Source organism: Saccharospirillum impatiens DSM 12546 (genome assembly GCF_000423605.1).
GTDB lineage: Bacteria > Pseudomonadota > Gammaproteobacteria > Pseudomonadales > Natronospirillaceae > Saccharospirillum > Saccharospirillum impatiens.
Genome location: NZ_AUIH01000064.1, coordinates 1 through 14543 on the forward strand (window position 1 = coordinate 1; position 14543 = coordinate 14543).

A 14543-nucleotide genomic window follows, 5' to 3' on the forward strand; every position below is an offset into this window, starting at 1 on the left:
ATGGACGACAAGATCCTGTTCCTTTACGCCCAGGGCATGTCGACCCGCGAGATCGTCACAACCTTCAAAGAGATGTACGGCGCCGATGTTTCAGCAGCCTTAATTTCGAAAGTCACCGATGCAGTAATTGAGCAAGTAGTTGAGTGGCAATCCCGGCCGCTGGATGCGGTATACCCCATCGTTTATCTGGATTGCATCGTCGTCAAAATTCGCCAGGATAAGAAGGTAATCAACAAAGCCATCTACCTAGCCCTTGGCGTCAACATGGAGGGACACAAGGAGCTACTGGGGCTGTGGTTATCCGAGAACGAAGGGGCCAAGTTCTGGCTCAACGTTCTAACAGAGCTCCAGAATCGCGGTGTGAAGGATATTCTGATCGCCTGCGTGGATGGCCTGAAAGGCTTCCCTGACGCCATAAGCGCGGCCTATCCTGACACCCGAATCCAGCTCTGTATCGTCCATATGGTGCGTAATTCGGTGAAGTACGTGCCATGGAAAGACTACAAGCCAGTCACTGCGGATTTGAAGCGTATCTATCAATCAGCCACCGAGGATGAAGCCCTGCAGGCCCTGGATCAGTTCTCAGACCGGTGGGACGAGCAGTACCCTCAAATCAGTCGTTCATGGCGAGCGCACTGGCAGAACCTCAACACGATATTTAGCTACCCGGAAGACATTCGCAAAGTGATTTATACGACGAACGCGATAGAGTCACTCAACAGCGTCATCCGCAAGGCCGTCAAAAAGCGCAAACTGTTCCCTACGGATGATTCAGCTGTAAAAGTTATCTACCTGGCGATTCACGAAGCATCAAAGAAATGGACCATGCCAATACGCAACTGGAAGCAAGCCCTAAATCGTTTTATGATCGAGTTTGAAGACCGCTTGGCGGACTACCGTTAACTTCGGCAGTTACACAGAAATATTTACAGGGTCTAGGATTGAGTTCAACATTCAACCACAAAGTCCACGCCTCCCCTTGTCTATACGTTAAATGACGTAGACGCCACCGCCATCCACCCCATACCGTCTCGCACCCTGCTGTTCAACAATCGATCCTGATGACACACCGTCACCGATCCGAATCGAACACACACCAGGGGGAAGACAACATGACACTCAAACCCATACTCCAGGGCCTCACCTTTGCCGTGGCGTCCACTGTATTGAGCACCGCTGCCATTGCAGAAGATCCGATTAAGGTCGGGGTGCTGCACTCACTGTCCGGCACCATGGCCATCAGCGAGACCACACTGAAAGACACCGTGCTGATGATGGTTGAACAGCAAAACGAAGCCGGTGGCCTGTTGGGTCGTCCACTGGAAGCGGTTGTAGTTGACCCGGCTTCAAACTGGCCGCTGTTTGCCGAGAAAGCCCGTGAGCTGCTGACGCAGGAAGAAGTCGACGTGATTTTCGGCAGCTGGACGTCGGTCTCACGCAAATCCGTTTTGCCGGTTCTGGAAGAACTGAACGGCCTGATGTTCTACCCAGTTCAGTATGAAGGTGAAGAGTCATCCAGAAACGTTTTCTACACGGGCGCTGCACCGAACCAGCAAGCCATTCCTGCCGTCGACTACCTGCGCAATGAACTGGGTGTCGAGCGCTGGGTTCTGGCCGGAACCGACTACGTCTACCCGCGCACGACCAACAAGATTCTGGAAGCCTACCTGATGGACCTGGGTGTGGCCGAAGAAGACATCATGATCAATTACACGCCGTTCTCGCATTCCGACTGGCAGTCGATTGTTTCCGACATAAAAACCTTCGGTAGCGCTGGCAAAAAAACCGCTGTGGTCTCCACCATCAACGGCGATGCCAACGTGCCGTTCTACAAAGAACTGGGCAACCAGGGCGTTTCCTCCGGTGACATTCCGGTCATTGCATTCTCGGTCGGTGAAGAAGAACTGTCGGGTTTCGACACCTCTCCGCTCGTGGGCCACCTCGCTGCCTGGAACTACTTCCAAAGCGTTGATGCCGACGCCAACTACGACTTCATCGACATGTGGCATGCCTACATTGGCGATGAAGATCGCGTTACCAACGACCCAATGGAAGCCACCTACATCGGTTTCAAAATGTGGGTACAAGCGGTTGAACTGGCCGGCACTACTGACGTTGATGCGGTTGAGCAAGCCATGATCGGCCAGACCGTTGCCAACCTGACCGGCGGCACGGCGGTAATGAACAAAAACCACCACCTGAGCAAGCCAGTACTGATCGGCGAGATTCAGGATGACGGCCAGTTCGAAATCGTCTGGCAGACAGCTGGTGTGGTACCGGGTGATGCCTGGTCTGACTTCCTGCCAGGATCAAGAATGTTGCTGGCCGATTGGGCACCGCCGCTTAAGTGCGGCAACTACAACACAGAAACGGGTACTTGTTCCGGCACCGTGTACTGATTCGATGACTCCGGGTGCCTGGCACCCACTCTCCTTTGGGCGGTTCGCCGCCCTTCTTTTCTTTGCGTGCGGAGGATGCCATGAAACAAGCCCTGCTGATGCTCGGGTGTTGGCTCGCGCTGTGGTCAACCCAGACGATGGCCGAAACCGAAACGACCCCGTCTTATGAAGACCTGCTAATTGAGCTGACCGAGGCCAACCTCAACACCACTCAACCCATTCTTGAACAGATCGAAGCGACCGAACATCCAGACGTTCTGGTTCTGTTTAAAACCTTGCTCGACGGTAATCTGAACTTTCGCAAAGCCGACCAGGCGTTGATCTCCATCATCGACATCAATGGCACCGATCAGTACACCGAATTCTCTACCGGTACAGCGATTGACCCGCTGGGCCGACGCGACGTTACAAAGATTCGCGTTAACAACAACCTGCGCAATTACCTGACCAGTGCCATAGGCCGCTTGCAACTGACCAGCCCGAACCCGGAGCTGCGCAAGGCCGCCGTATTGTCATTGCTCGATAACCTGCAACCTTCAACCGCCGCCGAGTTGACACGATTGCGCACCGAAGAAGACAACCGATCTGTTCTCGCCTCCATCGATCTGGCGCTGGCTATGTACAGTGCTGAATCCGGCGACTCAACTGCGGCTAAAATCACGGCCATAGACAAACTGTCCGAAAGCCTCGAACCCAGCGCCCGCAACCTCCTGTTCAGTCTCGAACGCGACGCTGAAGATCCCGCTGTTCAAGACGCCGCAACAGAAGCTTTGAAGAAAATTGATGGCAAGGTGACGTTCTACGGTTACGTCGACCAACTGTTTTTTGGGCTGAGCCTCGGCTCGGTGCTATTGCTTGCCGCCATCGGCCTCGCCATTACCTTTGGTGTGATGGGCGTGATCAACATGGCGCACGGCGAAATGCTGATGCTGGGTGCCTACACCACTTACGTGGTGCAGTTACTGATGCCTGGTTACATTAACTATTCAATCTGGGTGGCCATTCCGGCTGCATTCATTGTTGCCGGACTGTTCGGCATTTTGATCGAACGCTGCGTCATACGCTTTCTGCATGGTCGCCCGCTGGAAACACTGCTCGCAACCTTTGGTATCAGCCTGATTCTTCAGCAACTGGTACGTACGGTGTTTTCGCCACTCAACCGTCGCGTTGCCGCACCGGACTGGATGAGCGGCTCACTGGAAATTAACCCGGTGCTGTCACTGACTTACAATCGCCTGACCATTCTGATCTTCGCACTCATCGTCTTTGTCGCGCTGTTGCTGATCATGAAAAAAACAGCGCTTGGATTATACGTTCGAGCTGTGTCGCAGAACCGGGACATGGCAAAAGCCATGGGCATCAAAACCGACCGTGTCGATGCGCTGACCTTTGGCCTGGGTTCAGGCATTGCCGGTATTGGCGGCGTTGCCCTTAGCCAGCTGACAAACGTCGGTCCGAATCTTGGCCAGGCCTACATCATCGACTCTTTCATGGTCGTCGTGTTTGGCGGTGTCGGCAATTTGCTCGGCACGCTGGTCGCGGCCTTTACGCTCGGCATAGCCAACAAATTTCTGGAGCCGATTACCGGCACCGTTCTGGCGAGCATTCTGGTACTGGTCTTCATCATCCTGTTTATTCAGAAACGACCCAAAGGTTTGTTCCCACAACGCGGGAGGGCCTCTGAATGACTCTCTGGCAAACGTTTCTATCCCGGCGCAACAGTCTCGGCAGCCCGGTGTTGCCCTTTGTCACCATTTTGCTTGGGCTGACTGCGTTGGCCGCAGTGGGCAACCTCTGGTTTCCGCCCGAGTCGGCACTGCATGTATCGACTTACACCATTACATTGCTCGGCAAATACCTGAGTTTCGCCATGCTCGCTCTGGCCGTGGACATTGTCTGGGGCTACTGTGGCATTCTTAGCCTGGGTCACGGCGCCTTCTTTGCACTCGGCGGTTATGCCATGGGCATGTACCTGATGCGCCAAATCGGAAGCAGGGGAGTGTATGGCGACCCGGTACTGCCCGACTTCATGGTATTTCTCGACTGGGATGTACTGCCCTGGTACTGGCTCGGGATGGACCAGTTCTGGTTCGCCATGCTGATGGTCTTACTGGTGCCAGGCTTGCTTGCCTTTGTGTTCGGCTGGCTGGCCTTTCATTCACGGGTGACCGGCGTCTATTTGTCGATCATTACTCAGGCACTGACCTATGCATTGATGCTCGCCTTCTTCCGCAACGAAATGGGTTTTGGCGGCAACAACGGGCTCACCGACTTCAAAGACCTGCTTGGCTTCAGTTTGCAGGCCGACACAACCCGGGTTGCGCTGTTGATCAGTACCGCCCTGATTCTGGCCGGGTTGTTCACGCTCACCCACTGGGTGCTGAAAACCCGCTTTGGCAAGGTGATCGAAGCCATTCGCGACGGTGAACCGAGAGTGCGCTTTCTGGGTTACCGGACCGACCGGTACAAAGTCGCCCTGTTCGTGTACTCGGCCATGATTGCCGGCATCGCCGGTGCCCTCTACGTGCCACAGGTCGGCATCATCAACCCGGGCGAATTTGCGCCACTGAACTCCATTGAAATCGTGGTCTGGGTGGCTGTCGGTGGCCGGGGCACCTTGTACGGCGCGGTGATTGGCGCATTGCTCGTCAACTACGCCAAAACACGATTCACCGCATTAATGCCCGATGGCTGGCTATTCATGCTCGGCGCGCTTTTTGTTCTGGTTACCCTGTTATTGCCCAAAGGCCTGGCGGGTTTGTATGGCCAACTCAGCACCTCCTGGAAACGCGATCAAACAGACCAACACCCCCCTAACAAGGAGGCAACGTCATGATGGCGAAGAATTCTGCTTCCGAATTGATGCGACGCGACCAGGTCTGGCCTTTTTTGCAGCCAGCTGCCGCAGGCATCAATGTCGACAAAAACGTCATTCTCTACATTGAAGATTTGAACCTGAGCTTCGATGGGTTTAAGGCGCTAAACAACCTGAACCTCTACATCAACGATGGTGAACTGCGTTGCCTGATCGGTGCCAACGGTGCCGGTAAGACCACCCTAATGGATGTGATTACCGGCAAAACCCAATGCGACTCCGGCACAGCCTACTTTGGGCAGACCATCAATTTGCTCAACTACAGCGAAGCGGACATCGCCGAGCTAGGCATAGGCCGAAAGTTTCAAAAACCTACCGTGTTCGAAGCGCAAACCGTTTTCGACAACCTGGAGCTGGCACTGAAAAGCAACAAGCGGTTGCTCCCCACGCTACTGGCAAGACTCAGTCCGTCCGAGATTGATCGCATTGACGACGTACTCGCTACTATCGGACTTACCGACATGCGCTTCCAACAAGCCGGAGCGTTGTCCCACGGTCAAAAACAGTGGCTAGAAATTGGAATGCTCCTGGTCTCGGAACCCCGGTTACTGCTGATCGATGAGCCGGTAGCCGGCATGACTGCAGAGGAAACAGAACGCACCGCGGAACTGCTGACCTCGCTCGCTGGCAAACACACAGTGGTTGTGGTCGAACACGACATGGAATTCGTACGCAGCATCGCCCGCACCGTCACCGTTTTGCACCAGGGCTCGGTACTCGCCGAAGGCAGCATGGATGAAATACAGAGCAACCCTAATGTGATTCAGGTCTACCTGGGAGAAGAAGCATGATCACACTGAACCAGGTCAACCAGCGCTATGGCGGTACCCACATACTGTGGGATCTTGATCTCGACATACCCGAAGGTCGGTGCACCTGCATCATGGGCCGCAACGGCGTTGGCAAAACCACCCTGCTTAAATGCCTGATGGGGTTACTCCCAATCAGCAGTGGAGAGATCACACTGGCCGGAGAAGCTTTGCATAAAAAGCCGGCCGACGCTCGAGCGCGTCTGGGCATTGGGTATGTGCCTCAGGGCCGCGACATTTTCCCCATGCTCAGCGTGGAAGAGAATCTGCGTATTGGTCTTGGCGCACGGGCGGATAAAGCCAAAACCATCCCGGACAAAATCTTCGACCTGTTTCCAGTGTTGCACGACATGCTGCACCGGCGCGGTGGCGACTTATCCGGTGGTCAGCAACAGCAACTGGCCATCGGACGTGCCCTGGTGATCGACCCGAAGGTATTGATTCTCGATGAACCGAATGAAGGCATTCAACCCAACATCGTTGCCCAGATTGGCGATGTGATTCAAAAGCTGAATCAGGAAGATGGGCTGACGGTGGTTCTCGTCGAACAAAAGCTCGGTTTCGCACGTCGTGTCGGTCAAGAATTCCGGCTGATAGAAAAAGGCCGCGTCGTTGCCAGTGACCAAATGGCCAATCTCAACGACCAGCTGATTCGTCAGCACCTGGCAGTGTGAAGGTGCCAGCATGAACAGTCGGGTACAGATACCGCAAACCACACAAGCCTCACAATGGGCCGCCTGGTTAACCCTCGGCTTCAGACACGGCGCTCGCGGTACCCAGCTTGCCCAATGCGAACACCAGGGCCCGCTGTATGTGCAAAAGCCTTTCTACCCCGAGGGCCCGGAGTGCGCACACGTCTACCTGCTGCACCCGCCCGGCGGTTTGGTATCGGGTGATCACTTGCAGATTGCCGTGCGTGCTGAAGACAATACCCATGCCTTGCTCACGACCCCCGGCGCCGGTCGGGCCTACAAGGCGAGACCCGACAGAACCCTGCAACACCAGCACATCGCACTGAGCGCCAACAAGAATGCAACCCTCGAATGGTTGCCCCAGGAAACGCTGCTGTACCCCAACGCCCGCGCCCGGCTGGACACCGACATTCAGTTGGATGAAGGCGCTCGATTCATTGGCTGGGACATCACCTGCCTGGGCCTACCCGCCAGCCAGCAACCCTTTGACTCGGGCGAAGTCAGTCAACGCATTCAGATTATTGAAAACGGCCGAATAGCATTGCGTGAACATCTGCACCTGTCCGATAAAAACCGAACAGCGTTGAACGGTAGCGTTGGCTTGCGGGAACACAGCGTTAACGGGTTCATGGTTGCAGGTCCGTTTAAAGAACCCTTTTCAGAAGAATCACTTTCGGAATTGCGAATCCAGTGTGCTGAGTTTTCAGGGTTGGCAGGGGTGACTCAAGTCGGCCGCTATCTTGTCATCCGTGCACTGGAGAACCGGGCTGAACCAGTGAAGAAATTGTTTATTCGATGCTGGTCGCCCATTAGAAAACAGCTGTGCGATCGACCGGCATGTGAGCCAAGAATTTGGACGACATAAATTCAACAAACAACCACAAAGCCAGTGCTGGTGGCCCGGGATACCCGAGTGGGGGTATCTGAGGCATGGACTAAAAAGCCAGGAGCTTTTTAGCATGAGCGCAGCGAGCCCGTAGGGGAAATCCAAAGGATGGGATTTCTATCACGAAGTTAAGCCTACATGGACGTATTTACGGCGACCCCACTCGGGTATCCCGGGTCACCGGCACGAACCAAGGGCAAAAACACTAGGAGGCAAAAGTGGAATTACTGCCAAGAGAAAAAGACAAACTGCTGGTTTTTACCGCGGCATTGTTGGCCGAACGTCGCCTCAACCGCGGAGTAAAACTGAACTACCCGGAAGCAATTGCCTATCTAAGCATGAACATTCTGGAAGGCGCGCGGGATGGCAAAACCGTGGCCGAACTGATGGGTGAAGGAAAGACATGGCTCAGTGCCGACCAAGTTATGGACGGCATAGCCGATTTGATTACCGAGGTGCAAATCGAAGCCACCTTTCCCGACGGCACCAAGCTTGTCACCGTGCACAACCCAATAATATAACCGGCACCTCAAGCCGGACCCAACACAGGAGAGGCCCGTTATGATACCCGGAGAAATTCAGGTCGCCGAAGGAACCATCACCTTGAATGCCGGCCGCCCCACCCTGGAAGTCCGTGTCGAGAACACCGGCGACCGCCCGGTGCAAGTCGGCTCGCACTATCACTTTGCCGAGACCAACCCGGCCCTATCGTTCGACCGGACCGCCGCTCGTGGATACCGGCTCAACATCGCCGCAGGCACCGCCGTGCGATTTGAACCGGGTCAGAGCCGCACGGTTGAACTGGTCGCCTACGCCGGCCTGCGATCCGTCTATGGCTTTCGGGGAGAGGTGATGGGCTCACTGGATCAGGAGGCCGCACAATGACCACGATGGACCGCACAACCTACGCCCAGATGTTTGGCCCCACCACCGGCGACCGATTGCGTCTCGGCGATACCGATTTGTGGATCGAAGTCGAATCCGACAGCACCACCTACGGCGACGAAGTTAAATTTGGCGGCGGAAAAGTCATTCGTGACGGCATGGGCCAAAGCCAGGCCGGATGCGATATCGCCATGGACCTAGTGATCACCAACGCCATCGTACTCGACCACTGGGGCATCGTAAAAACCGACGTCGGCATCAACAACGGCCGCATTGCCCTGCTCGGCAAAGCCGGCAACCCGGACGTACAAGACAACGTCGATATCATCATCGGCCCAGGTACCGAGGTCATTGCTGGCGAGGGCTCAATTCTGACCGCCGGCGGCATCGACGCTCACATTCACTTTATTTGCCCGCAACAAATTGAAGAAGCGCTGATGTCCGGCGTCACCACCATGCTCGGTGGCGGCACCGGACCTGCTACTGGCACCAACGCCACCACCTGTACACCAGGCCCCTGGTACATTGGGAAAATGCTGCAAGCTACCGATTCACTGCCCATGAACCTCGGCTTCATGGGTAAAGGCAATGCTAGCCAGCCGCTTGCACTGGAAGAACAGCTGGAAGCAGGAGCATGCGGGTTAAAACTTCACGAAGACTGGGGCACGACACCAGCGGCCATCGACACCTGTCTTGGCGTTGCAGAGCGGTATGATGTTCAGGTCGCGATCCACACCGACACCCTGAACGAAAGCGGCTTTGTTGATGACACCATTGCTGCGTTCAAGGGCCGGGTGATTCACACTTACCACACCGAAGGCGCTGGTGGTGGCCACGCACCGGACATCATCAAAGCGTGCGCGCATTCCAATGTGCTGCCCTCGTCCACCAACCCAACACGGCCTTACACCATCAACACCGTTGATGAACACCTCGACATGCTGATGGTGTGCCACCACCTGGATTCAAAAATCCCCGAAGACGTCGCCTTTGCCGATTCGCGCATTCGCAAGGAAACCATCGCCGCCGAAGACCTGTTCCACGACCTCGGCGCCTTCAGCATGATTGCATCGGATTCACAAGCCATGGGCCGAGTCGGTGAAGTCATCACCCGCACCTGGCAAACCGCGGATAAGATGAAGAAACAACGTGGCTTGCTGGCCGAAGATCTCGACCGGGGAACCGACAACTTCAGAGCGCGCCGCTACATCGCCAAGTACACCATCAACCCAGCCATCACGCACGGCATTGCTCACGAAGTGGGCTCCATCGAAACCGGAAAACTGGCTGACCTGGTTTTATGGAAACCAGCCTTCTTTGGCATCAAACCGTCGCTGATTATTAAAGGCGGCATGATCGCAGCCGCGCCCATGGGCGACCCGAATGCTTCAATACCAACGCCACAGCCAATGCACTACCGCCCCATGTTCGGCAGCTTTGGCCAGGCACCGGCGAAACTCAGCGTCAGCTTTACCACCCAGGCCGCCATCGACAATGGCATTGGTGAAACACTCGGATTGCAACGCACCTTGGTCGCGTGCAAGAACACCCGATCGCTCACCAAAGCCGACATGATCCTGAACGACTGGCAACCGGACATCAGCGTCGACCCGCAAACTTATGAAGTCCGCGCTGATGGAAAACTGCTGACCTGTGAGCCCGCAACCGAACTGCCGCTGGCTCAGAGATATTGTTTGTTTTAATACTGAACATTCTGGTACAGGACAATGCTAGCGGCGGATGCCGGTGGTGCCTCTGCGGGGAAGTCCGCAGCATGGATGCTGCGGTCTAGGCTCCATGGACGGATTCACGCCGACCCCGCAGAGGCACCACCGGTAGTCGCCGCGGACCAGGGCCACCAACCGATATTCAAACTCTAATTTGGAAGGAATGCACCATGCTAACGATTCATCAACGGCTAGGTACCGTATCACCGGTTTCGATAGATGCCCGCCTAACCCTGACTCACGACCAACGCGAGAAAGGTCGGCTGCGTGCAACCTGTGACGACGGCGAAGAAATTCAGGTATTTCTCGAGCGCGGAAAAACACTGGACGTCGGCGAAATACTGAAAAGCGATTGCGGTAAGAACGTTCAAGTTGCAGGCGCCATCGAACCGGTCAGCGAAGCCACCTGCGATGACTGGGAGACCTTCGCCAAAGCTTGCTATCACCTGGGTAACCGGCATGTGAAAGTGGAAGTGGGTGACCGCTGGTTGCGAATACGGCCCGACCACGTGCTTGAAGCCATGCTGATACAACAAGGCTTAACCGTTAAAGCTGGCGAAGCCGTGTTCAAACCGGAATCCGGTGCGTATGCGCCGGGCACTTCGCATGGCCATTCTCATCATGCTTCACACGGCCACGCCCATGCTGACTGATGCCAACTTGCTACGCCTTTTACAGCTTAGCAGCGTCAGCTTGCCTGTGGGGGGCTTTGCATTCTCACAGGGGCTAGAAAGCAGTATCGAACTGGGTTGGATTACTTCAAAGGCGGATGCATTCGATGCACTGAGCGTTCAGTTAACCGAAGGCCTGGGTCGGCTCGACCTGCCCGTGTTGCAACGGGCCATGCTCAGTGCAAACAAACCCGACCTCATTGCCCTGAACCACTGGAACGACCTAGCTCTGGCCTGTCGGGAAACCGAGGAATTGCGACTGACCGATACCGCCATGGGTAAAGCGCTGGCGCGTCTGCTGCGCAGTCTGAACATAGAGGTACCGTTTGCACCAACTGAACCGCTGAGCTTCGTTATTGCCTATGCCGTGGCGGCATCCCACTGGAAAATTCCGTTTCACTCCGCCGCACTCGGGTTCAGTTGGGCCTGGCTCGAAAACCAGGTCGCCGCCGCGACCAAACTGGTTCCGCTCGGGCAAACCGATGCCCAGCGTTTGCTTGGTGAGTTACAGCCACTGATACCTGACGCCATTGAACAAGCCGGCACACTGGATGATGACAACATAGGCGCCTGCCTGCCCGCACTCGCCATCGCCAGTTGCTACCACGAAACCCAATACAGCCGATTATTCAGATCATAACGGGAGACACACCCATGGATACACAGACTCAACACGCCCCCAAACAAACCCTGCGGATCGGCGTTGGTGGCCCGGTCGGCTCCGGCAAAACGGCCTTATTGCGATCGCTGTGCTCCGCCATGCGCGAGCACTACGACATCGCCGTCGTCACCAACGATATCTATACGCAGGAAGACGCAAAGTTCCTCACCCAACACGAAGCGCTCAGTGCCGATCGCATCATCGGTGTGGAAACCGGTGGCTGCCCACACACGGCCATTCGGGAAGACGCCTCCATGAACCTGGCTGCCATCGATGAACTGACCGCGCGCCATGGCGAGCTGGATCTCGTATTTGTAGAAAGTGGCGGCGACAACCTGAGTGCAACCTTCAGCCCGGAATTATCAGACCTCACAATCTATGTGATCGACGTATCCGCTGGCGACAAAATCCCTCGTAAAGGCGGACCGGGCATCACCAAATCCGACTTGCTGATCATCAACAAAACCGACCTTGCCCCACTCGTCGGTGCTGACTTGTCCGTCATGGACCGTGACGCCAAAACCATGCGCGGCGACCGGCCTTTTGTGTTCAGTAATCTAAAAGCGGCCCAGGGGTTGGATGACATCATCGCGTTCATTGTGCGCGAAGGCATGCTCGACGCTAAAACATTGCCACCCGCCAAAGCCGTTGTTTAACGCTCACTCTATTTGATTAACAAGGAGAATTCCCATGCCCCGGTTTACATCGACTATCGTCAAGTGCCTTTTGGTCCTGCTCGCTCTGCTGCCAGGCTTCGCACTCGCCCATGAGGGGCATTCCAGCACCGGCTTTGCGTTCGGTCTCGCTCACCCTCTGGGTGGTTTGGATCATTTGCTGGCCATGGTGGCCGTCGGCTTCTGGGCAGCGCACCTCGGAGGTCAGGCCCGGTGGCAGCTTCCGCTGGTGTTTGTCGTCGCTATGGTACTGGGAGGCACGTTAGGGATAACCGGTTTGGCAGCCCCGCTGTTGCTCGTCGCCACCGAGCCCATGGTCTTGGCTTCGTCTGTCGTGATCGGAGTGCTGCTGGCCAGTAGTGGACGAATCAGTTTGGCTGTCGCGGCACCTTCATGCGCTAGTTTTGCCGTCTTTCACGGCCTGGCTCACGGCAGCGAAATGCCAATGGGTAGCTCAGCGATAGGGTATGCGCTGGGTTTCGCTATGGCGACGGTAGCGTTGCACGGAGTGGGCCTGGTAGCCGGCCTTGGTGTGCGTTTCATACCGGGCATTCACCGCCTGGCCGGTGGTTTTATCACTCTCTGTGGTCTGGCACTGGTTGCCACCTGAACACACTGCTCAGAGCCTAGACGATTATCGCTTTTAGTTACGGTAGGTGAATTCAGTTCATCCATGGGTCAAAAATTGATCGTTTGTGGCTCTGGTGCGCTCACCCTATGGTATAGGCATTCGGTTGGAGGCAGCTCCATCTTTCTCCAACCAGTGTGTTCAATCATAGAGGAGACGCCCATATGTTTATTAACCCGGCTGTTCTAACCAATGCACACCACAACGACACAACCCTTGAGCAAACCCGCTGGGGCACCGTATCGGACGCTGAAGTGGCCTACCATGTTCGCAATGCTGAACGCATGCGTTCTGAAGCCTTCCGCGCTGGCGGTCAGCAAATCGCACAGTGGTTACGCCGTACTACACGTCAGGTTTTCAGCGCTCCGTCTTACGTGCGTCATGCCTGATCTCAGGGTGCTTACAAAGCCCCGCATTGACCAACCAACGTCAGGTTGACCGTCGAGTCTTCCCCGCCAGCCTGACTCTGCTTTCCTACCTATTTACCCCGATATCGCCACATCATCTTCAACTGGGAGCGTTGCCCTCCCCTCTGACCCACACCTTTGACTGACGTTAAACTAGCGGGTTAACCAGAAGCCTAGCCCTCAGCATATGGTAGGTCCACCGCTACCAGACAGAACCCAACGACTATGTGCCTAACCCGTTCTCAGCTTTCGGGACTGCTTCAGCAAAGGCCTAGCTACGAACAATCCTATCAATGGGGTCAGAGTCATTGATTTTCGGTCTTCAGAAACGCCACCGACTTCCTGTCTCCACCTCGCCCCAAGGGGGCTGACCGTCGCCCGGTTTTGGCTTCGATTTGCGCCTTGAACCGATCATCGCCCAGTACCCACCCTTTGTTGGTTGACTCCCGTATCGCCACCAAATCCCGCTCCGGCATCTTACCGCGAAATAAGGCCCGGTAGGCGCTTTGTCGTTCCACGTCGGTTTTACCTAACCGGCTATACAGAGTATGCGGTGTCAGCAACTGAATGGGCTTGCCCAATGCATTGCCCTGATAGCTGGACCAGGGGTACTCCGAGGCATGGGACACCATGCGAGCACGCACAGGATTGAGCTCTATGTAACGATAAACCGTCAACATATAATTGTCGGCGTCGACCAGTGTCGACTTGTACCGACCCTCCCACAAGGTGCCGGTACGGTCATAGGTATAATTGAAATACTGAACATATTTACGGCCCTGAGCTTGCATCATACGGCCAACACCCTGCGCATCGCCAGGCGTCACCAGCAAGTGGACGTGATTGGTCATAAGCACGAAGGCATGAATGGCAACCTGGTATTTGGCTGCTGAGTCCTTCAGGAAAGTCAGGTAGGCCTTGTAATCCGCTTCATCGTAAAAGCAGGCATCCCGGTTATTACCACGCTGAACGACATGTTGGGCGCAGCCGGGTAGATAAAGGCGAGGCAAACGTGCCATGAGGCTTCTCCTTAGGGCTTAAGGAAAAGTTTAAATCGTACATTGTGTAAAATCAATGACTCTGACCCCATTGATTTGTTGCCCGCCCGGTGCGGTGAGAGTTTTCACCTGCCCGCTGTTGATGGCGTCGCTTAGGCCGTAGTAGGTGTAGCTGGAACCAATGGGGTCAGAGTCATTGATATTAACCTTCAGAAGCGCCACTGTTTTTCT

17 protein-coding genes are annotated in these 14543 nt (G+C 55.4%); 15 read left to right on the plus strand and 2 right to left on the minus strand.

The genetic code is table 11. The annotated features are described in order from the left end of the window. The 15 genes from G565_RS24930 to G565_RS0118755 form a co-directional block, all read left to right on the plus strand. Window positions 1-903: IS256 family transposase (locus G565_RS24930; protein WP_037340294.1), on the plus strand; the 903-nt coding region annotated here is incomplete at its 5' end. 209 nt (window positions 904-1112) lie between these two features. Continuing rightward, window positions 1113-2399: an urea ABC transporter substrate-binding protein gene (gene urtA, locus G565_RS0118685; protein WP_028672214.1), complete on the plus strand. Its 1287-nt coding sequence runs from the start codon at window positions 1113-1115 to the stop codon at window positions 2397-2399. An 80-nt stretch (window positions 2400-2479) separates the two neighbouring features. Continuing rightward, window positions 2480-4087: an urea ABC transporter permease subunit UrtB gene (urtB, locus tag G565_RS0118690; RefSeq protein ID WP_028672215.1), complete on the plus strand. Its 1608-nt coding sequence runs from the start codon at window positions 2480-2482 to the stop codon at window positions 4085-4087. After that, the gene (urtC, locus tag G565_RS0118695) at window positions 4084-5235 is read left to right on the plus strand and encodes an urea ABC transporter permease subunit UrtC (RefSeq protein ID WP_028672216.1); all 1152 of its coding nucleotides are present in this window, start codon (window positions 4084-4086) and stop codon (window positions 5233-5235) included. Before urtB ends, urtC begins: the two co-directional genes overlap by 4 nt. Beyond that, window positions 5232-6065, plus strand: coding sequence for an urea ABC transporter ATP-binding protein UrtD (urtD, locus tag G565_RS0118700; protein WP_028672217.1), 834 nt, complete (start codon window positions 5232-5234; stop codon window positions 6063-6065). The genes urtC and urtD overlap by 4 nt, the downstream gene beginning before the upstream one ends. Further along, window positions 6062-6757, plus strand: a complete 696-nt coding sequence (gene urtE / locus G565_RS0118705; RefSeq protein ID WP_028672218.1) for an urea ABC transporter ATP-binding subunit UrtE — start codon at window positions 6062-6064, stop codon at window positions 6755-6757. The genes urtD and urtE overlap by 4 nt, the downstream gene beginning before the upstream one ends. A gap of 10 nt (window positions 6758-6767) precedes the next feature. Further along, window positions 6768-7640 carry an urease accessory protein UreD gene (locus G565_RS0118710; protein WP_028672219.1) on the plus strand — a complete coding sequence of 291 codons (873 nt, stop codon included), beginning with the start codon at window positions 6768-6770 and terminating at the stop codon, window positions 7638-7640. Between the two features lie 239 nt (window positions 7641-7879). Continuing rightward, window positions 7880-8182 carry an urease subunit gamma gene (locus tag G565_RS0118715; protein ID WP_028672220.1) on the plus strand — a complete coding sequence of 101 codons (303 nt, stop codon included), beginning with the start codon at window positions 7880-7882 and terminating at the stop codon, window positions 8180-8182. A gap of 40 nt (window positions 8183-8222) precedes the next feature. Next, a complete protein-coding gene (locus G565_RS0118720) occupies window positions 8223-8546 on the plus strand; it encodes an urease subunit beta (RefSeq protein WP_028672221.1) in 324 nt (107 codons plus the stop codon). Continuing rightward, a complete protein-coding gene (gene ureC, locus G565_RS0118725; protein WP_028672222.1) occupies window positions 8543-10249 on the plus strand; it encodes an urease subunit alpha in 1707 nt (568 codons plus the stop codon). Before G565_RS0118720 ends, ureC begins: the two co-directional genes overlap by 4 nt. A 194-nt stretch (window positions 10250-10443) precedes the next feature. Continuing rightward, on the plus strand, window positions 10444-10926 hold the full coding sequence (gene ureE / locus G565_RS0118735) for an urease accessory protein UreE (RefSeq protein ID WP_028672223.1): 483 nt from the start codon (window positions 10444-10446) through the stop codon (window positions 10924-10926). Beyond that, the gene (locus G565_RS0118740) at window positions 10880-11584 is read left to right on the plus strand and encodes an urease accessory protein UreF (RefSeq protein WP_245584217.1); all 705 of its coding nucleotides are present in this window, start codon (window positions 10880-10882) and stop codon (window positions 11582-11584) included. Before ureE ends, G565_RS0118740 begins: the two co-directional genes overlap by 47 nt. Before the next feature lie 14 nt (window positions 11585-11598). Beyond that, window positions 11599-12261, plus strand: a complete 663-nt coding sequence (gene ureG, locus G565_RS0118745) for an urease accessory protein UreG (protein WP_028672225.1) — start codon at window positions 11599-11601, stop codon at window positions 12259-12261. 34 nt (window positions 12262-12295) lie between these two features. Continuing rightward, window positions 12296-12889 carry a HupE/UreJ family protein gene (locus tag G565_RS0118750; RefSeq protein ID WP_037340303.1) on the plus strand — a complete coding sequence of 198 codons (594 nt, stop codon included), beginning with the start codon at window positions 12296-12298 and terminating at the stop codon, window positions 12887-12889. Window positions 12890-13071: 182 nt separating this feature from the next. Next, a complete protein-coding gene (locus G565_RS0118755; protein ID WP_028672227.1) occupies window positions 13072-13296 on the plus strand; it encodes an RSP_7527 family protein in 225 nt (74 codons plus the stop codon). Window positions 13297-13619: 323 nt separating this feature from the next. Here G565_RS0118755 and G565_RS0118760 read toward each other — a convergent pair whose 3' ends face one another. Continuing rightward, window positions 13620-14333: a transposase gene (locus tag G565_RS0118760; protein ID WP_028672228.1), complete on the minus strand. Its 714-nt coding sequence runs from the start codon at window positions 14331-14333 to the stop codon at window positions 13620-13622. A gap of 30 nt (window positions 14334-14363) precedes the next feature. Beyond that, window positions 14364-14543 (minus strand): hypothetical protein (locus G565_RS27290; RefSeq protein WP_028672229.1); only part of this gene is annotated, 180 nt, incomplete at its 5' end.